Raw genomic sequence first — 21,084 nt, 5'->3', positions numbered from 1 at the left:
GCAGATGGAACATTGGCATACGCTCGTGTGTAGATGTAACCATGTTTATCTATGAAATGACAAGCTTGTTCATTCAAAGGAGGTCTTGATTTATGGAAATCAGTGTTTGTTCGTTCAGTTTTCACCGGTTATTGGCAGCTGGCAAGCAGGATATGTTTCAATATATTCAAGACAGCAAGAAGCTTGGTTGTACCCATCTGGAGCCGTGGAATGCTCATCTGGCTAATATCGATCAAGGACAGGACGTTCTCCACGCCGGCTCGAACCCTCAGCAATCCCACCATCTGACGGCTATGGATGACGATTACTTGGATCGGGTGAAGGCAGCTGCCGATGAAGCGGGATTGCCATTCGGATGTATCGCTGTGGACGGTGCCCATATTTATGAACAAGAGATTGAAGCGAGGGAGCGCAACCGGGCAAAAGCTTACCGCTGGATTTCGATTGCCGAGCGGCTGGGTGCTTCTCATATTCGAATCGATTCCGGAGGCCCGGAAGCGCCTGATGACCAAGCGTTCGAGGTCATTGCTAAAGGTTATGAGGATGTTATACAACGTGCACATGATTCAGGTGTTAAGGTCGTCGTTGAGAATCATTGGGGGCCGACGAGATTTCCGGATCAACTTGTGAAACTGCTCGAAGCCGTACCTAAGCTGAAGCTTCTCCTTGATTCATGGAATTGGGCGCCGGGCAAACAGGCGGAAGGATGGCTGAAATGTGCCAAGTATGCGGAAGCCACGCATATCAAAACCTTCCACTTCACGGATGAGGGTCAAGAATTAACGCAGAATATTCCCGCGTTCATCAAGCTTTTGAAGTCGAATGGCTTTCATGGAATATGGGGAGTAGAGAGCGTTCCGGCAGATGGCGATGAGATCGAAGGCGCCCGCAGGACGATCGAACTCATCCAACGCTTCGGTTGATGGAGGCGAATCGCAAACGCGCAGGCGGGATGAAGCTCCCGGCCTGCGCGTTTGCGCTTGCCAGCTACATAGAGAGATTGCCCGCACTGGGACTCTGCCTGTTGATATGATCAGCCTCAAGAAAGGTTCTTAATCTGACTCAATGCCGATGACATGAAGAACCGATTGCGAATCTTGTCTTGCAAATCCTCGTTAGACCCCGCATCATACGAAACCACATAAGCAGGCGTGGAAGCGACTCTCAGGTCAGGGTAGTTTGTTAGGGCTCGACTTATTCTATGAAGAAATTTGAGTAACAACAAGTGCCCCGTTCATCTGCTGCTCATAAAGCAGACACGTAGGTTAAATATAAACGCCAGGCAGATCCGATGAATCAAGCTATCATTCCTGGGGAATGAATGATTAGACAGGCAGCTTAAGTGGGGTGGTTCAACCCGTTCTCTTTGGTGTTAACAATAAGCATCATTCGTTATCGAAGGAGTGGAATTGCATATGGGAATCGAACAAAGCTTGAAAGGCAAGGTAGCGATTGTAACTGGCGGGGGCTCCGGTATTGGCAAGGGAGCTGCATTGCGGCTTGCCGAGCACGGAGCGAGTATTTGTTTTCTGGATCGAACCCCGGATAACGCCATGAAGGTTAAGAAGCAGATTGAGCGTATAGGCGGACGAGCCGAGGTCATTGAAACCGATGTCTCCGTGCCGGAAATGGTGGAGAACGGAGTCAAGAAGGCTGTGGAGAAGTTCGGACGGCTGGATATTGTGTTCGCCAATGCAGGCATTAACGGCGTGTGGGCACCGCTTGAAGAGCTGTCTGTGGATGAGTGGGATGAGACGCTGTCCATTAATTTAAGAGGCACCTTCCTGACCTTGAAATATGCGGTCCCTTACTTGAAGAAGAATGGCGGGAGCGTCATTATTACCAGCTCCGTCAATGGCAACCGGATCTTTTCCAACACCGGTGCCACCGCATACAGCGCAAGCAAAGCAGGTCAGGTCGCTTTAATGAAGATGACGGCACTGGAGCTTGCGCCGTATAAGATTCGCGTCAACGCCATTTGCCCGGGGGCTATCGAGACGAATATCGATGAGAACACCGAAATATCGCCGAATCTGGATGAGGTGAAAATTCCGGTCGAATTCCCGGAGGGTGATCAGCCGCTATCGGGACATCCGGGCAGTATTGAGCAATGCGGCGATCTTGTTCTGTTCCTTGCCTCCAACGCCTCATCGCATATAAGCGGAACGGAAATATACATTGATGGAGCGGAATCCCTCATACGAGGATAAAGCCAAAGGTTGTACACATGAGCTAGCTGCCGCGGGAGAGCCGCGGCAGCTTTTGTGCTTTTTGCATGAACAGGAAAGTGGAGACGTTATAACGAAAGGAGAGTCAATACAAAAATAGGGAATGGAGGAACAAAAATGTAATAAGGAATGTCTGAAGCGTAAAGGGGGCTTCATTATGAAGGGTAAGCTTCTGTTCGCTCTGACGCTGGTGATCGTCCTGCTGTGCGGCTGCTCGCAGAATCCTTTCACGGGGAAGGCGAGCATTGAATGGATCGACTTCGTGAAGATGAATGGAAAGATGTACACGGGGTTTAGAGAAAATGTCGTAAAGAACCCGGATGACGTAACGGATGTGGTCGTGGGAGAAGTCAAATTTAATGTAAGCAATGTTTCGAATCCGAAATATCGGACGAAGAGCGGCGATTCCAGTTCCTTGGAGAAGGGGTCTAGGCTGTATCGTGTGAAAGGCTTTAAGGAGACGGATTTAATTGCCGCTGAGGATAGGAAGCATATTGGGGGATACCGATTATTTGCAGGCAAAGACTTTGAATCCAACTTGGGATTACACTATCAAGATATGTTAAAGAAGAAGGTCATTCGTTTAGATCTCCACAAGGAGAATGAAGTGAAGCCGTATAAGTCGTTGACAGGCAGCGAAATGGATCGGTTCATACAATTGCTGAATAGCGGAACGGATCAAGCAGATATGAACCCGGCAATAAAGGTGGTATTCCAGTCAGCTATATCATGGTATTCTATACAGATGGTCCCATCGCGTACGCGTACCGGTTGATTGATGATGGTGATCATGTTTCCTTCATAACCGAGACAACGAGGCTGGTCGACTCCGCAATCCGCGAAATCATGCAATAATAATAATGCTATGGCTTATCTTGAAAAGGTTTTATAATAAGTTTGCGCAGTATGGAACTTGCTGGAAAAGATCTGAAGAGGAGGAGCATCGTTCGTGAAGCCTACCGTATTTATTGATAAACGAATCCCGTCCGAGGTCGAGGCTTATATTGCCGAGTATTGCGAGGTCGACAAATGGACAAGTGAATCTCCGATACCTCGTGAGACGCTGCTAGAGAAGCTCAAGAATGTGAACGGGCTGCTAACCTCCAATTCCAAAATTAATGCCGAGCTGCTGGAGCAAGCTCCCCATCTCAAAGTGGTGAGCAGCATCAGCGTCGGCTATAACCATTTTGATGTGGCGGCTATGAAGCAGCGAGGCGTGGTCGGTACGAATACGCCCCATGTGTTGAACGATACCGTGGCGGATCTGGTGCTTGCCCTCATGTTAGGTACAGCTAGAAGAGTCGCGGAATTGGACCGTTATGTGAAGGATGGCCAATGGAAGCCTGGAGACGGTGCCAATTGGTTTGGAACCGATGTACATCATGCTTCCCTCGGGATAATAGGAATGGGCCGTATCGGGGAATGCATCGCCAAACGGGCGAGGTTCGGCTTCGATATGGATGTGAGCTACTACAACCGCAGCCGCAAGCCGAGTGCGGAGGAGCAGCTTGGCGTCCGTTATTCGCCCATGACGGAACTGTTGTCTGAATCGGATTTCATCGTATTGATGGCTCCCCTCGGCGAAGGAACGCGGCGGATGATCGGACGCAATGAATTTAAGCTTATGAAACCGTCAGCCATCTTCATCAATGCTTCACGCGGTCAAACCGTGGACGAGGAGGCGCTTATCGAGGCTCTTCAGGAAGGAACCATCAGCGGGGCAGGGCTTGATGTATACGAGAATGAACCGATCGATCCCGCACATCCATTCCTCCAGATGCCCAATGTGCTGACACTGCCGCATATTGGATCGGCCACTGCCAAGACAAGATTCGATATGGGTATGCTCGCGGCACAGAACCTGGTTGCGGCTTTAAGCGGCTTAACGCCCCCGAATCTGCTCGAGGAATTTCAATAAACCTTAGTTACAGCATGAGACAAAGCCGGTCGTTAAGACCGGTTTTGTTCTATCTTAAGGGATAGTTTGATTACAATCATTCTCTCCCTATCTTGGTCCGCGTCAGAGGGATTACACTTAAGCGGAAGATTCAGCAGTGATCCTATATCCGGAAAAGAGGAAACCATGAATGGCAAAAACGAAGAGAGGCCGGCCTCTCTGGAATTTACCGTCGCGAGGGCGGGGGACTTGCCCGGTTTGCAGCGCAACACGAATTAAGCTGCTGTATCCGCGGGCGAAGACCGATGGAACACAGCACAAAGTATGCAAGAGATGCGTGAATGCGCCGCAAGTAAAAGTAGACACAATAACAGGCTAAGTGATATGGAAGCCAAAGGTTGGAAGGACACTCGCCTACTCCGGGAGTGTTTTCTTTGATCTTGCAGGCAATTATGCCGGCCAAAGCAACATTCTTCCATCCGCGCTCGTCTTGATGGTACATTTACGCTGCGCGGGGGGGAACATCGTGATTATATGGATTAATGGGGCATTCGGCTCCGGGAAAACACAAACGGCTTATGAGCTGCACCGGCGATTGCCGGATTCTATCGTATTTGATCCTGAGAATGCCGGCTATTTTATAAGAAAGAATATTCCCAAAGCCATAGCGGAGGACGACTTTCAGAACTATACGATGTGGAGAGAGATCAATTATTCCATGCTGACCTATCTCTATCGTGAATATGAAGGGACGATCCTCGTACCGATGTCGATCGTAAACCCGCAGATTTTTGATGAGTTGATCGGAAAATTAAGAAATGATAATGTGAACGTTCATCATTTTACACTGTGGGCATCCAGGGACGTGCTGCAGCGTAGACTTCGAAGCAGGGGAGAAGGCAAACACTCTTGGGCTGTCCAGCAGATCGACCGCTGTATGGCAGGACTGTCCGATGACCGATTCAAGCCGCATCTAGAGACGGATCCATTAACGACCCCAGAAGTCGCAGAAACAATTGCCAGGCTGCTTGGCCTGGACTTACAGCCAGATGATAGGGGGCTCGTTAGGAAAGCATTCGACCGTCTGATCACGCAAGTTCGGCATATCCGATTCTTTAATTAACCGTAATTGGCAGCGTGGCAATGGTGGGGTAAATCCTTGTCATATGCAGTCAACCTTCCTATAAAAAAGGATAAAATTATAATGATTGTTATTAAATAAAATGTATTGTACAATATGGGCGAAATTATCGTGCTTTCAATAGAGATAGGAGGACAGAGCTTCCAGCAGGGTCGAAACCTACAAGTTGTCAACAATGAATGGTGGTCTTTGCACGAAACGAAGTGGTCTCAAAGAGAGCAAAAAAGAATCTAAAATTTATTAAATTTGATCTTTTATGGTAAGTGAGTAAGGTGTATGATTGGTTGTGCCGGATTTGTAAAAAAACCAATTTGATATGGTCGGAGAGATGATGAAGATACTTCCTAATGAAATTTCCACCTTGTTGCAGAAGGAGCAGGTATTCGATAAGGATATTCTGTTCTGGATGGTCTGCGACCGAACGCCGGACGGCGGATTTGTCGATACGTACCTGATTCTGTGCCGTGATCGGCTGATCACGATCGGCAGCGGCAGAGAGCCTTCCAAAGAAAAGATCTACAAGGGGTACGCAATGCCCCGGAAGAAAAAGAGCGTGGAGCCTGTCCAGTCCGGTGAATGGACGGTAGAAGCTGTCCCGCTTGAACGAATTGAATCCGTTTCCATTGTGAACCTCGTCGCTTCCGGGCTGATCGTGGTGAAGGAGACGGAGGAACGAATTGCAGCTGCGTTCACGAACGGACACATGGGGAAAGCAGCAAGGCTGGTATCACTTTTCACGAAGCTGAAGAAAAGCGAGGAATTAAACAGTCAGGATTTGGACGATGAGCAGGAGCATACCTCCTGTCCGAAGTGCGGGATGATTTATCCCGAGGAGGGCAGGCAGATTTGCCCGAAGTGTATGAAGAAGCATGCTATATTCGCAAGGCTTCTGTCCTTCGCCGGCAAATACAAAGGCTCCATGTTCCTTATCGTCCTTTTCATGCTGCTCAATTCTGCGACGGGACTCGTCATCCCCTACCTGCAGGGTACGGTGCTGTTCGACCAGGCTCTGGGCGGTAAAGGCTCGTTCGCAGGCCAGATTGGTCTTGTTATTCTGCTCATCATTGCATTCCGAACGTTATCGCTCGTATTCGGGGTTTGGTTCGGGGTTATCAATGCCAGATTGGCGGCGAACGTCGCCTTCGATCTGAAGTCAAGCGTCTTCTCGGCTATGCAGCGGCTGTCGCTCAACTTCTTCCAGAAGAAGCAGACCGGACAGCTGATGACGAGGGTCAATAACGATGCGACCGAGCTGCAGTTCTTCTTTGTCGACGGAATGTCATACTTTATTGTCAATGCCATGAACATTGTCGGTATCACTGCGATTCTGTTGTACATGGACTGGAAGCTGACGCTGCTGTGCTTCATTCCGCTTCCATTCGTATTTCTGATCGTCAAGAAAGTATTTCCGAGGCTGTGGCGCCTATCCTGGAGACGGCATCGCAAAGTAAGTGCCATGAATTCCATCATCAGCGATACCATTCGCGGCACGCGCGTGGTGAAAGCCTTTGGCAAGGAACAGAAGGAGATGGAACGGTTTCACCGGTCCAATGTATCGTTCTCCGATGCGGAGCAGACCGTCAACAAGCTCGGCAGCACGGTCTTCCCGGTACTTAACTTCTTAACACAGACGGGCGGCATTCTCATCTGGGCGTTCGGCGGCTGGATGGTAATGCAGGGAGAATTCTCCTTCGGTAAGGTTCTAACTTTCGTCAACTACATGTACCTCTTGTACGGCCCCATTCAATTCATGAACAACATCGTGAACTGGTGGTCGCACTGTATGACGGCGGCACAGCGCATATTCGAAATTCAGGACACGGTGCCGGAAATCGCGGAGAAAGCCGATGCGGTTGAACTCTCGGCGATGAAGGGTGATATCAAGGTATCGAACGTGGTCTTCGGCTATGAACCGAATAAACCGATTATGAAGAATGTTTCGATGCATGCCAAGCCTGGCCAGATGATTGGCGTCGTCGGACATTCGGGGGCCGGAAAATCGACGCTCGTGAACTTGATCTCCCGTCTATATGACGTCTCGGAAGGAGAGATCCTGATCGATGATATCAATATTAAGGATCTCACGACCGCATCCTTGCGCAAGAACATTGGGATTGTATCCCAGGATGTGTATGTATTCTCGGGGAGCATCGCCGAGAACATCGCCTATGCAGATCCTGATTGTACGGTTGACGATATTATTAACGCCGCCAAGATCGCCAATGCTCATGATTTCATCGAGAAGCTCCCGGATGGCTACGACACGATCGTTGGCACGGGCGGACATAACTTGTCGGGCGGGGAGAAGCAGCGGCTATCCATCGCAAGGGCCATTCTTCATAATCCGAAGATATTGATTCTGGATGAAGCCACAGCTTCGCTCGATACGGAGACGGAGCTGCAAATTCAAGAGGCGCTGGATTCGTTGATCAAGGGAAGAACGACGATTGCGATCGCCCATCGCCTATCTACGCTCCGCAATGCCGATTATTTGGTCGTTATGGAGCATGGCAAGGTCGTTGAGGATGGTACGCATGATCAGCTGATGGAACGTGAAGGCATCTATCATGGTTTGGTGAAGAAGCACGATGAGGCGCTCAAAATGAATGAGGTGATTATAGCATGATGCAATCTGTAGCCAATCCGGTCGTGAACGAAGAAGTGAAGACAGAGTCAGACTTAGCCGATGCGGCCAAGATTCGATATCTGTCGGCGGACAATACCGTGTTCAGTAAGACACCCGGCAATATGCTGTCCGTCAAGGTGGCGGAAGAGGAGCATCCAACCGTCTATGTCCACTGCTCCTTCCCTCACACGAACAAACGAATTTATCTCTCGATCCGTACGATCGAGAATAAAGAAATCGGCATGATTCGCTCGTTGGATGATTTTTCGAAGGAAATGGCCGACCTGCTTGAAGAGCAGGTTCAAATCCGCTATTTTGCGCCGGAGATCACGAATGTGGTTGCCGTGAAGCAAGAGTTCGGCTATTCGTACTGGGAGGCGGAGACGACTGCGGGCCTCTGCCGGTTTACAGTTCGGGACGGCGGCGGCAATGCGAAGATGGTATCGGATAAGCGCCTTCTGATTACAGATGTGGACGGGAACCGCTTCATTATCGCCGATCTGGAACGTCTGAGCGACAGGGAATACCGGATGGTTGAAATGTGCATGTAGCCTTGCTGCGGCATCTTTCAAATAGGGGATGGAGGATTCGATGAATCTCAATTTTACGCTGTCAGAGCAAGATTTGCAGGCGGCTCAGCGAGCCGTTGGCGAGGAAATCCGGTACGGGGTGCCTGCCGATTTATCCTTAACAGGCCAAAGAATGCCGGGCTACTTTGTCGTCGGTCAAGATAAATGGGCTTATGTGGAGCATGGCAAGGTTCTAGACAGCGGACTGATCGCTGCCATGAAGGATTACAAAATTGTCCCTCTTATCGGTAATTCCGTTCTGGAAGCTGAAGAGGGCGGGACCAAACGGATTCTGGTCAGGGTTACGATGCAGCATGCGGCGAGATACGGCTATATCGCGCAGATTCTCAACGACATGTCCGCACAGAGAAGAATCCGGATCTTCAACAACGAAGTAGAGCCGGTCTGTACCAAATGCGGCGGATCACTCGTGCACGGCACTAGAGTTTGCCCTAGATGCATGAATAAAGCGGCAGCCTTCAAGCGGCTGTTCACAGTATCCAAGTCTCATTGGAAGAATATGAGCCTGGGGTTGATCGTCCTGTTGGCCTCATCAGCGGTTGCATTGGTGGGTCCGTATTTGCAGAAGATCCTGATCAACTCCTCCTTGCAGCCGCCGGAGGGGCAGGACGCCAGCAAGACGATATTCTTCTACGTCCTGGGCGCAATGCTGCTTGCACTTGTGCTCGGGGAGCTGTTCGGCATCATCAGAGGCCGGATTATGGCCGGAGTCAGCTCGGGAATCGCTGCCGATCTGCGGAAGATCGTCTACGATAAGCTTCAGAATCTCTCGCTTGGATTTCTGACATCGCAGCGCTCGGGTGATATTATGAACCGGATCACCTCCGATACGGATCGAATCCGCCATCTCATTCAAGAAGTGTGTACAACAGCCATCTTTCAGCTGATTATGCTGATCTCGGCGAGCATTCTGCTCTTCAATGCGGACTGGAAGCTGGCGTTAGTCGTCCTGCTTCCTGCGCCAATCGTCGCCTACATGCACATGTATATTTGGAAATACGTATTGTGGAAGCTATTCCACAAGCAGTGGCGGGTCTATGACAAAGCCAACTCGTTCCTGCATGACGTATTAAGCGGCATACGCGTCGTGAAAGCGTTCGGCAAGGAAGATGGAGAAATCCTGAAGTTCAGAAAGTATAACAGCCAGTTTATGGATGCCGCGATTAAATCCGAGAAGCTGTTCAGTATTCTGTCGCCCATCACGAACTACTTGATCCAATTGGGACAATATCTGGTGCTTCTTATCGGATGCAACATGATCATCGGCAAAGAAATGAATCTGGGTGAGCTCATTCAATTCAGCAGCTATGCCGGGATGATATTCGGGCCTATCGCATGGATGATGTTCATGCCTCGTTGGGTAGCCAATGCGGTGATCTCGATTGACCGTGTATTCTCGGTGATCGACGAACAGCCTGAGGTGCTCGATAAAGAGGTGTCGCTGAAGCATGACATTAAGGGAACCATAGCATTCAACGATGTGTTCTTCGGCTACAAATCGTATGAGCCGGTCCTTAAGCAGATCACTTTCGACGTGAAGCAGGGCGAGATGATCGGACTGGTAGGTCATTCGGGTTCGGGTAAGTCAACGCTGATTAACCTGCTGTCCCGCTTCTACGATGTTACGGAAGGCACGATAAAGATCGATGGCATTGATATTCGCGACATTAAGCAGGAGGATCTCCGGTCCCAGATTAGTGTCGTACTGCAGGAGACCTTCCTCTTCAGCGGGACGATTATGGAGAACATCCGCTATTCCAAGCCGGATGCCACCCAGGAGGAGGTCATCCAAGCCGCGAAAATCGCCAATGCCCATGACTTCATCATTAACTTCCCGGATGGCTACGATACGAAGCTGGAGGAGAACGGGAACAACTTATCCGGCGGCGAGAGACAGCGTCTGGCGATTGCCAGAGCGGTCATGAACAATCCGCGTATTCTAATTCTGGATGAAGCGACCGCCTCGCTCGATATCGATACGGAGATGGCCATTCAAGAAGCGTTGAAGCGGGTTACGCATAACCGCACGACCATTGCGATCGCCCACAGGCTTGCGACATTGCGGAATGCGGACCGCCTGCTAGTACTGAACAAAGGTGAAGTGGCTGAGGTCGGTACGCATCGCGAGCTGATGGAGAAAGAAGGCATTTATTATAATCTCATTAACGCGCAGCGCGACATGTCGAAGCAGAAGACGGAACAGCACAAGGTTGAGCACGCGGTATAACGAGAACTCTCGTCCCTGAAAGGGGAGGAGAGTTTTTTTATTCGTCCAAAGTGGAAGGAGCAGCGGAACAAAAAAAAGCACAATGCCTGTGGCATCATGCTTTCGTATAGGAGTCTTTGAATTTGACATAAGTTAATACAACTCAGGCGTCCTCGCCTTCCATAATAGTAGTATATCTCACAGAAAAGGTTAAGTCTATACTTTTTTTGGGATTTCCTATAGTTTATTTATGACGATCGTTCATCTCAAAGGGAGGCCGGATATGTTTATTCGACTAGACAGAGCCCAGTTCAAATTTATGTATGGTTATCTGTATACGCACCGCGCTCAATTACTGCTGCTTCTCCTCTTCATCTTCGGGAATATAGCTCTTCAAATTTATAGTCCGCTATATATACAGCGATTTCTAGACAGCGCACAAGCTGGGAAGGCAGCCGCGGAGCTTCTCACGATTGCGCTGTTTTTTCTCGGACTGACGGTAATCAGGCAGCTGGTAACGATTGTCATGCAATTCATTACTAGCGATGTAACCTGGAAGATCACCAATAAGGTAAGACTGGATCTCATGAGACAATGCTTGAATTATGACTTGTCTTTTCACAGCCGGCATACACCCGGGGAGATGGTTGAGCGGATTGATGGAGACGTCGGTAAGCTCAACAATTTTTTATCGGCCTTTGCTTTGAAGATGATCAGCAATAATCTGTTGATTGTATGTATTGTTGTCGTCATCTTCTACATAAATCTCTACATGGGGTTTGTAGTATTAGCTCTATCCATCACCGGATTGGTTGTATTGACTCGAATGGGCAAGTTCGGCTCGAAGACGATTCGGAACTATATGGCGGATTCTGCCGATACTGTCGGTTTTATCGATGAGCGGATTGCAGGACGGGAGGATATTCGGGCATTCAAGGCAGAGACCTATACCCTTCACTCGTATTACGCAAAATTGAAAAGCTTATATCGGACCCGCAAGCAAACCGGATTCCGGATTGGAATCGTGATTAACACCGGTGAAGTGATGCTCGCTCTCGTATTGGCTGTAACTCTGCTCTCTATGGGGCTCCTTCATCTTCATAATAAAGCTATGAGTATCGGAACGATATTTCTCATTTATTATTACATCACGATCCTGCTCATTCCGCTTAAGAGCATGGTTGCCGAGATCTCAGACCTGCAATACGTCCATGCGGCACTGCTGCGAATGAATGAATTGCTCGATTATACCGGCAAGGTGGACACATCGGGCCGTGCACATCTTATGGATCCGGCAATTTCAATCCAATTCGATCATGTGTCTTTCCGTTATGATGATGATCAGCATCAGGTCCTGCGTAACGTCAGCTTTCAAATTCCTGCGAATAAGACAGTCGGGTTATTAGGGAAGACCGGGAGCGGTAAATCTACTCTGGCCCGACTGCTCTTCCGTATGTGCGATCCGCAAGAGGGAGCCATCCGGATTAATGGAACAGATAGCCGGGAGTATGCGCTTGATAGTTTCCGGGCGAGCATTGGCATTGTATCGCAGAGCATTGAATTGTTCGCCGGTTCGTTAAGAGACAATATCACGATGTACAAAGATCATATAACGGATGAACAAATTGTGCAGATCATCGATCGATTGGGGCTCTGTGACTGGTTCCGCAGCATGGCTGATGGGCTGGATACGAGAATTGAGCGTGATGGCAGCAATTTGTCAGGGGGAGAGGCCCAGCTGATTGCGTTCACCCGTGTATTTCTATGCAACCCTCGGATCCTCATACTCGATGAAGCGACTTCTCGAATCGATCCTATAACAGAGAGAAGAATTGAGAAGGCGATTGCCGTATTAATGAAGAATCGGACCTGCATCATTATTGCCCATCGTCTATCGACTGTCAGGAACACCGATTATACACTCGTTCTACAGGAAGGCAGCGTGCTGGAATTTGATGAAACGGGATGTCTTGCGCATAATCCGAGCTCGGCCTATTCACGGATGATCAGAGAAGGCGGATCCGAATTATATGCGTGATGTGATGATCGTCCTCAGAAGAGTCTTCATGTATTATCCCCTGAATTATTCGGTGGTTGTTCTGCTGCGGATCGGCGGGTACGCAGGGTTAGGGATTCTTTCCGGCTTACTGATCCAGCGGTTTTTCAATCAAGTATCCGGTCATACACTTACGTTGAATAGTCTGTACGGCGTCACGGCGTTATTAATAGTAGTCCCTCTTGTCCAAGCCGTAAGCTATTCTATCGATCTGTCCTTAAGCTATGGCTGGACCGAAATTATACGCGCATACTATCGCCGCAATATCTTTCGGGAAATTCTGCGCAAACCAGGCGCGTCCCCCTTATCCGTTGATCACGGTAAGCTGATGAATGTCATCCGCACCGATACGCTCAACCCGGAGTCTGTGATGTGGAGCATTCCTTATTTTCTGGCTTATGCCATCTTCTCCTGCTGCGGATTAATTATTCTTAGCTCCATTGACTGGAGGGTGACCGTTGTCTTATTCACCCCACTGCTGCTGGCCGTTATCATTACGAATTGGTTTAATAAGCGGATTACCGTGTTCTATCGAGAACAGCAGAAGACCTCCGACCGAGTCACGGGCTTGCTATCGGACATCTTCAACTATTCGCAGGCGATTAAAGTCAATCATGCCGAGGAATCATTCTTGAAACGGTTGCAACGGTTCAATGAGGCGCGGGCAGCTGCAAACAGGCGCAATGATGTGTTTAGAACTACGCTAGATAGCATCTATGACAATATTGTCAGCCTCGGAACGGCCTTCTTATTGTTATTGATCAGCCAGAAAATTCGTGATGGTCAATTCACCATCGGAAATTTAACTCTGTATGTCTACTTCTTGGGATATGTGTCCAATTTGATCCGATTACTCGGCACGACATGGGCGGGGTTCCGCAATACAGCTGTTTCGCTGGCCAGAATTCAAGAGGTCATAGGAGACAATCATGTCAATAAGCTTACGGACAGCGATACGCTTTACCTCAAAGAAGACCTGCCGCAGGAGGAGGCGGGTGCCCGGAGAGAACGATTAGAACGAATCGAGGTGAGCGGACTTGCTTTCGTCTATCCCGGTTCTAATCAAGGGATTCGCGACATCACCTTTACAGTGCCCAGGGGATCATTTACGGTCATTAGCGGGAAGGTAGGTTCTGGAAAAACAACGCTGCTGCGCGTGATTCTCGGGCTTCTGCCCCGAACATCCGGTGATATCTATTGGAATGGAAGGCGCGTCTCTGACGATTCGGAATGTTTCGTTCCGCCTAATGCAGCCTATACGCCTCAAATTCCCCATCTATTTAATGATACGATCCAATCGAATATAAAGCTGGGCCAGCAAGCCTCCGATCAAGAACTTGCCCATGCTGTGCATCTGTCGGTATTGGATGACGATATCGCATCATTGGAGTTCGGTCTTGATACCGTAATAGGCATGAAGGGAGTCAAGCTATCCGGCGGGCAGCAGCAGCGGGTTGCAGCTTCTCGAATGTTCGTTAGAAACGCAGAGCTGCTGGTTCTGGACGATATCTCAAGCGCTCTTGATAGGACAACGGAGACTCGCATGTGGGAGAGATTGCATCAGGAGAGGCAAAGGAGTGAGGCGGCCTGTCTGGTCGTCACGCAGAAAAGGATAGCGATGCAGTACGCCGATCAAATCATTGTGATGGACAATGGCCAAATCAAGATGAAGGGGACATACAAGGAGCTTATGAATGGCGAGAACAGCGAAGAATTTAGCTGCTTGCTCAGTTGAGCAGCAAGCTGCAGGCTGCTGATGCGATAACCTATTTCGTCTCAGGACTAGTTAGTAAGGAAAGCCATATCGCATAAATCCTACTAAAATAACAAGATGTTCATATTTCCTCTGGGGATGGAATCGGGGATGATGATCATAACGATTGAATCAAGAGGAGGACATTTATATGCGTGGCGAACTGGTCTTAAATGAAGATAACACTCATTATTATAACTCCCGCCGAAACCCGGATATCACCGCAGCTGAGGTGGATGCATGGGTGGATCAATATGCAGGGACTCAAGTGAAGGAACTCGTACTCAATGTGAACTGTATGCGAACCAGTTATGCAAGCGAGGTATGGGAGCCTGTGTGGTCTGGATTTGACCCGGAAGGAGGAGAGGATCAGCCCTTGCTTGCCTCAGCTGGCCCAGCGGAACGAAACGGCGCTTATCAATGGATTCACATGGCTTGGCAGCTGTCCATGAAGGGTATTGATTTGTATGAGCGGTGGATTGCGCGGAGCAGGCAGCTGGGTATCTCTCCATGGATATCGATTCGAATGAATGACGTACACAATGTGAATGACGAGTCGCATTACCTGCATAATCGGCTGTGGCGGGAGCGGCCGGATTTGCGCCGGATAACCGGCAGGTTCGAAGAGTGGACCGATCGTGCATTCGATTATGGGCACAAGGAGGTGCGGGCGTATCATTTCCAGCTGATCCGGGAAGTTGTGGAGCGATATGATGTTGATGGCATCGAGCTGGATTGGATGCGCTTCGGTTATCACTTTCGTCCCGGCTTCGAAAGTGAAGGCGCTGTCATCCTCACCGAGTTCACCTCTTCCGTCCGCAAGCTGCTGGATGAATGGGAGATGAAACGCGGCCATCGAATCAAGCTGTCAGCGCGCGTGCCTTCTCGTCCAGAAACGGCATTGGCGCTTGGGATGGACGCGGCGGAATGGGCCCAGCAAGGGCTCATAGACCAGCTGGTTGTGACGCCATTCTGGGAAACCATTGAGACCGATATGCCTATTGAGATATGGAAGCAGCTCCTCCGCGGCACCACGGTTACGCTCGCAGCGGGTCTGGAGGTTCTCATCCGTGCCTATCCAGCATCCAAGCTGCGTCAGATGAATACTTTGGAAACGGTAAGGGGAGCCGCGATGTCGTTCTTGAATCGGGGTGCGGACCGGATTTATCTATTTAATTACATGGATTCCCAGACGGCGATGGCTGACCTCCACAACTATCCGAATTTATTGCGTGAAGCCGGGCATGTGGAAACCCTTCGCGGCAAGCCGCGGCGACATATTGTCACGTATGCCGATACATGGGCGCCCGGTGAGGCTAGCGCGAATATACTGCCCGTGCATTGTGCAGCCGGTAGAAGCAGGAGCATCCGAATACATATCGGGGAGAAGCCGAATCAACAAGCCGCGATGATCCTCATCGGTATGGAGAATGGGGCAGGGCTGTTGGAGTCTGGCTGCCGGGTATATTTGAACGGTCAGTTATGCGAATGGGCAGGTGAACGAATTCTAGAGAAGCCGTGTCCGGAGGGAGCTGTCTTTGGATTTCATATACCAGACCATGCCATGAAGGATGGGTTTCATGTGATTGAGGTTTCCACCGATCATGAGGTTACTTTGGGGTGGGTGGAGATTGCGATTGGAAAGCTTGCTCCAGATGCATAGTTTGCAGCCTAGAAACAGAAACTAATGGATATTATGGTTAACAATGGAGGAAGAAGACCGATGAGTCGCCGGAAGCTGCAAGACAGACTCAAGCTCAAGAACGTCGAAACGAGTCATGGGGAGCAGTTTAATGACTTGCTGCGCTATGTATTTCAAGTCACCAACCGGGATCTGCAGACCTTCGGCTGGGAGAATAGGGAGATCGCCAAATCCAAGCTGCCCGTTCTGCAGCATGCGAATGTGTTAGGATGGTTTGATGGCGACAAGCTGATCTCTCAGCTGGCGGTGTACCCTTTTCAAGTGAACCTATTCGGACATATCTATGAGATGGGGGGACTGACGGGGGTAGGCACTTACCCCGAGTATGCGAATCTGGGATTAATGAACAAGCTTATGCTGCATGCGCTTAGTAATATGAGGGATCGGAAGCAATCGATATCCTATCTGTATCCCTACTCGATTCCTTATTATAGACGCAAGGGCTGGGAGATCATTTCCGATAAAATTTCCTTTGAAGTACAGGATACGCAGCTGCCGAAGCTGAGGATGGTGCCCGGCAATGTGGAACGCGTCACGATCGAGCATCCGGATATCCGAACGATCTACACGCAGTTCGCCTTGCAAAACCATGGAGCGATGCTCCGCAACGAACTGGCATGGGAAGAGTATTTGCGCTGGGATCTGGATGATATGACCGTTGCCATATACTATGACAGCGACGATCACCCGACAGGCTATCTGTTATATTGGGTGGCCGAAGAAATCTTTCATATGAAAGAGATGGTGTACCTGGATGAAGAGGCGCGGACAGGATTATGGAACTTCGTCAGTGCGCACTTCTCCATGATCACGCTGGTCAAAGGAGATATCTATAAGAATGAGCCGTTGGCGTTCATCTTGGATGACGGCGATATTAAGGAAACCATTGCGCCGTACTTCATGGCCCGGATCGTGGACGTCACTCTCTTCATCGGACAGTACCCGTTCAAAGCGCAGGAATCGGATTGCGAGCTGGTATTCAGCTTGCACGATCCTATGCTGGAATGGAACCAAGGGACCTTCACGCTGTCGGTGAATAAGGAGGGAAAGGGCAGCTTGCAGGAAGGCGGCGGGAAGCCTTCGGTTATTGCCGATATTCCTTCATTGACGAGCATGCTAATGGGATACAAGCGGCCTGCCTATCTCGCGAGAATCGGCCGGATTCAATCCGACGGGGCCAGCGTTCAACTATTGGAGAAAATCATTCCGAATGAGCATCCCTACTTCTCGGATTATTTCTAACATATGGTCCGGGTGGATAACATACGATTCAAGGATAAACCGACTGCTGCCAAGCGTCGGTTTATTAACGTGTTTGTTGAGACCAACAGGCGCGTTAGTGGTAGAAGTTGTAGAGCTTAGAAAGAATGTTCGACGATGAGGGAGGGTAATCGACCTGACTTGTTGAAATAAGGGAAGTGCTGTTTATATTGATGGATGTACAGGGGGATATTCTCATGCGGCTATATATTATTCGTCACGCTGACCCGGATTACCCGAACGATACCATAACGGGGCCGGGGCATCTGGAAGCGAAGGCGTTGGCGCAACGATTGAAGCGGGAAGGGATCGAACGAATATACAGTTCGCCGGTACCGCGGGCTCTTCATACGATGGAATACACGGCCAAGCTGATGAACTTGGAGCCTGTGATTGAGCCATGGATGGCCGAGCTGGGCGGCTGGCATGTCGATGGAGCCGATGGACAGCTGAAGGCGGCGTGGAATGTGGATGGCGAGATTGTCAGGGAGTCCGAGCCATTCCCGCAGAGGAACAATTGGTGCGAGTCTGGACCATTCGTCAACCAGGATTTCGCCGCTCGTTACGATCAACTGAAGGCGAATTCGGATCATTTTCTGGCTTCGCTGGGATATGTGCGCGATGGAGGACGATACCGGATTGAACAGCCGAATCAGCAGAAAATCGCGATCTTTTGTCATCTTGGATTCGGCCTTACGTGGTTATCGCATCTATTGGAAATTCCGGTGCCTTCGATGTGGGTCGGCTTCTGGAAAGCGCCAAGCTCGGTAACGACAATCCTCATGGATGAAAGAACGGATCAGTGGGCGGTACCCCGCTGCCTCGGGCTAGGCGATACTTCACACTTGTTTGGCTCCGAGCTGCCTACAAGCAGTCAGGGAATTATGGCCAACTTCGATTAAAGATCGGAGTCTGGTCCGCATTGCATCTAGGAAAATACCGACGAAAGGAACGTATGATGCTCACACTGACTTATGTACTCAAAGGAATATTCATTCTCGTTCTTCTATCCGGTATGATCACCGCCGTTTTAAATAGAAAGAATCGATTCCGCGTTATCGGAAGTATAGCATTAGTCTTCTTAATTAATGGTCTTATCATGTTTGCCATCTCGTATACGCATGATCACATTCTGAAACAGGAAATCAAGACCGTTATTCATTCAAAACAAGATGGTGAAGTCAGCCGTACCGATCATAAGGAAGATGATAAGAAAGAGGCTCTCATAGAGGGGGCCGATACGGAACACCAGCATACAATCCAAGGTGAAGCTGCATTACCGCCAGTTAATGCTAGTAGTGAACCCCAAATCAAAGATGAGAGTGAAGCAGTCAACGCAGACGTCAGCGAAACGGACCCGGGAACCAAATCAGAGTTAAAGGAGGAGCCTGTCGTCAAAAAGCATCTATTACCGAAAGGCTTCGTCTATTTGGATGAAGTCATCCCTTCCGCTGTCTATGACATTCGTTATTATAGCGACTATAATTTCATCGGGACACGAATCGATGGTTATAAAGCGCCGCTTGGCATTATGTCAAGCAAGGCGGCCGCGGCGCTGAAGGCTGTTAGTGAGGAGCTGGACAGTCAAGGATATCTGCTCAAGGTGTTCGATGCGTATCGTCCGAAGAAGGCAGTCGCTCATTTTATAAGCTGGTCGAAGGATAGCGGGGATACGCTGATGAAAGAAACCTTCTATCCCGATGAGGCGAAGGCAACGCTGTTTAAGCGCGGCTACATTGCCAAGAGGTCCGGGCACTCGAGAGGCAGTACAATTGATTTGACGATCGTGGATAAGAAGACGGGCAATGAAATCGACATGGGCAGCGATTTTGATTTTCTTGGTGAAATCTCGCATCATGGTACCGCTCTAATTACGGCAGAGCAGACGGCCAATCGGAACATACTTAAGAATGCGATGGTCAAGCAAGGCTTCGATCCGTATTCGAAGGAATGGTGGCACTTCACCCTCCATAACGAGCCATTCCCGAAGCAGTATTTTGACTTTGATGTTGAGTGACCCTTCTGTTTTGACTTATATGCCGTAGTTGAATCAGAGGGAGCAGGAATATTTAGGGAAGTGTGGAATGTATATCGAGAACAATTCGATTGCCCCTGGAACTTGTGCGGATCGAATTCGAGAAGAAGAGGAGGGTGGCTTGGCAGATGGCGTTTAAATTAGAATTCTCAGGTCCGGCCGCTCATCACGTATATCAACGGGATGAGCGGAATACGGCGGATATTGCGTTCTCGGTACAGGTACCGGAACAGGTCAACGGACGCGTGGAAGCCAGGATATCAGCAGGTGCATGGAGAACGCTGGGACTGGCGAATGAGCCCGTTTTCGCTAGCGTATTGGAAGCGGTACCAGTCGGGGAGCATACGCTGTACATACGTATCCTATCTTCCGACAGCAAGGAGCTGCTCGCTGAAGGTGAAGTCGGTCCGGTATTCGTCGGCGATCTGTGGATCGTGGCCGGTCAATCCAATGCGGAGGGCTGCGGCAAGCTGATCGATGTCGAGGAGCCGCAGTCGGGCGTGAGCTGTTTCTATATGGGGGACAGATGGGACTTGGCGGTTGATCCACTGTGCTGGGTGTTCGAATCACCCGATCCGATTCATTGGATGCATCTTCCCGAGGGAGCTTCCGAAGAGCGGCTGAAGGAATATGCGGCAGCGTACCGCAGAGACCGTGTGCAAGGGGCGGGATTCGGTATTCCGTTTGGCAAAATGCTGCTGCAGCACACCGGTATTCCGGTCGGTCTGCTCATGGTCGCTCATGGCGGTACTTCGATGAGCCAATGGAGTGAAGAGCTGGCCGAGGAAGGCGGACGCTCGTTGTATGGCGCGATGCTTCGTGTCATACAAGCAAGCGGAGGTAAGGTGAAGGGCTGCCTGTGGTATCAAGGTGAGAGCGATGCGGACGACTCGGTCGTCGGACTCTACTATGACCGAATGGTTCGATGGGTCGCCAGCTTGAGACGGGATTTAGGAGATGCAGAACTGCCTTTCATCTACGCGCAAATCGCGACCGTAATGAATTGGGGCAGTGAAGAAGCGTGGAATCGCATTCAGGACAATCAGCTTCTCCTTGAGAGTGTACTCGGCAACGCTGAGCTCGTACCGACAATCGATGCGGTGCTGGCGGATGCGATACATCCCGATGCATCCTCGCTGCGTGATATCGGTCATCGCATGGCGTGGGCGGCACTACGTCTCGTTCATGATAAATCTCCCACTCAGACCGGGCCAAGACTGGCTGCGGCGATTTGGAATGATGACCGCACGGAGCTGACATTGGAATTCTCCGGTATTAACGGCCGGTTGCGGCCAGTTGAGCGAGCCTTTGCCTTCCAGGTCACAAGCGGGAATGAGGTTCTGCCGCTGATAGGCCATATGGACAATGACGGACAGCGTATCGTGCTCAAGCTGGAGCAGCCGGCGCCGGAATCCTGCCAGCTGCGGCATGGACGAGGACTTAATCCGACTGTTAATGTCAGGGATGAGCTGGGTATTCCGCTGCCCGTATTCGGTCCGATTTCCATCTAACTGAACGGAATAGCTTCGTGTAAGGCGTCCAAATCAATGGATATTGGACGCCTTTTTTCTGTTTGCAAGTGGTCCTATA

At 50.0% G+C, this 21,084-nt stretch carries 16 protein-coding genes; all 16 read left to right on the top strand.

What is annotated here, in order from left to right; genetic code table 11:
• Positions 1–92 precede the first annotated feature (92 nt).
• The 16 genes from NNL21_RS02390 (at position 93) to NNL21_RS02315 (ending at position 21,005) form a co-directional block, all read left to right on the top strand.
• Positions 93–923, top strand: a complete 831-nt coding sequence (locus NNL21_RS02390; RefSeq protein WP_204815850.1) for a sugar phosphate isomerase/epimerase family protein — start codon at positions 93–95, stop codon at positions 921–923.
• Between the two features lie 492 nt (positions 924–1,415).
• Complete coding sequence (locus NNL21_RS02385; protein ID WP_204815849.1) at positions 1,416–2,210, top strand: SDR family oxidoreductase; 795 nt, start codon at positions 1,416–1,418, stop codon at positions 2,208–2,210.
• 175 nt (positions 2,211–2,385) lie between these two features.
• Entirely contained in the window at positions 2,386–3,003 is a 618-nt protein-coding gene (locus NNL21_RS02380) for a hypothetical protein (protein WP_204815848.1), read from the top strand.
• A gap of 174 nt (positions 3,004–3,177) precedes the next feature.
• Entirely contained in the window at positions 3,178–4,146 is a 969-nt protein-coding gene (locus NNL21_RS02375; RefSeq protein ID WP_204815847.1) for a 2-hydroxyacid dehydrogenase, read from the top strand.
• Positions 4,147–4,315: 169 nt separating this feature from the next.
• A complete protein-coding gene (locus NNL21_RS02370; RefSeq protein ID WP_256555017.1) occupies positions 4,316–4,504 on the top strand; it encodes a hypothetical protein in 189 nt (62 codons plus the stop codon).
• Positions 4,505–4,651: 147 nt separating this feature from the next.
• Positions 4,652–5,248 (top strand): AAA family ATPase, encoded by a 597-nt coding sequence (locus tag NNL21_RS02365; protein WP_204815846.1) that lies wholly within the window; start codon positions 4,652–4,654, stop codon positions 5,246–5,248.
• A 346-nt stretch (positions 5,249–5,594) separates the two neighbouring features.
• Complete coding sequence (locus NNL21_RS02360; protein ID WP_204815845.1) at positions 5,595–7,892, top strand: ABC transporter ATP-binding protein; 2,298 nt, start codon at positions 5,595–5,597, stop codon at positions 7,890–7,892.
• Positions 7,889–8,443, top strand: coding sequence for a DUF1854 domain-containing protein (locus NNL21_RS02355; protein WP_256555016.1), 555 nt, complete (start codon positions 7,889–7,891; stop codon positions 8,441–8,443). Before NNL21_RS02360 ends, NNL21_RS02355 begins: the two co-directional genes overlap by 4 nt.
• A gap of 40 nt (positions 8,444–8,483) precedes the next feature.
• Complete coding sequence (locus NNL21_RS02350; protein WP_204815844.1) at positions 8,484–10,709, top strand: ABC transporter ATP-binding protein; 2,226 nt, start codon at positions 8,484–8,486, stop codon at positions 10,707–10,709.
• A gap of 262 nt (positions 10,710–10,971) precedes the next feature.
• Complete coding sequence (locus NNL21_RS02345; protein WP_204815843.1) at positions 10,972–12,726, top strand: ABC transporter ATP-binding protein; 1,755 nt, start codon at positions 10,972–10,974, stop codon at positions 12,724–12,726.
• Positions 12,719–14,479 (top strand): ABC transporter ATP-binding protein, encoded by a 1,761-nt coding sequence (locus NNL21_RS02340; RefSeq protein WP_204815842.1) that lies wholly within the window; start codon positions 12,719–12,721, stop codon positions 14,477–14,479. Before NNL21_RS02345 ends, NNL21_RS02340 begins: the two co-directional genes overlap by 8 nt.
• 169 nt (positions 14,480–14,648) lie before the next feature.
• Positions 14,649–16,160 carry a glycoside hydrolase family protein gene (locus NNL21_RS02335; RefSeq protein ID WP_204815841.1) on the top strand — a complete coding sequence of 504 codons (1,512 nt, stop codon included), beginning with the start codon at positions 14,649–14,651 and terminating at the stop codon, positions 16,158–16,160.
• 60 nt (positions 16,161–16,220) lie between these two features.
• Positions 16,221–17,441, top strand: a complete 1,221-nt coding sequence (locus NNL21_RS02330) for a GNAT family N-acetyltransferase (RefSeq protein ID WP_204815840.1) — start codon at positions 16,221–16,223, stop codon at positions 17,439–17,441.
• Between the two features lie 215 nt (positions 17,442–17,656).
• The gene (locus NNL21_RS02325) at positions 17,657–18,361 is read left to right on the top strand and encodes a histidine phosphatase family protein (RefSeq protein ID WP_204815839.1); all 705 of its coding nucleotides are present in this window, start codon (positions 17,657–17,659) and stop codon (positions 18,359–18,361) included.
• A gap of 53 nt (positions 18,362–18,414) precedes the next feature.
• Entirely contained in the window at positions 18,415–19,476 is a 1,062-nt protein-coding gene (locus NNL21_RS02320; RefSeq protein WP_256555015.1) for a M15 family metallopeptidase, read from the top strand.
• A gap of 146 nt (positions 19,477–19,622) precedes the next feature.
• The gene (locus NNL21_RS02315; protein WP_204815837.1) at positions 19,623–21,005 is read left to right on the top strand and encodes a sialate O-acetylesterase; all 1,383 of its coding nucleotides are present in this window, start codon (positions 19,623–19,625) and stop codon (positions 21,003–21,005) included.
• The last annotated feature ends 79 nt before the right edge of the window (positions 21,006–21,084 follow it).

This window comes from Paenibacillus mendelii (genome assembly GCF_024498075.1).
Classification (GTDB): domain Bacteria; phylum Bacillota; class Bacilli; order Paenibacillales; family Paenibacillaceae; genus Paenibacillus_Z; species Paenibacillus_Z mendelii.
This window is presented reverse-complemented; position numbering and strand designations above follow the sequence as displayed.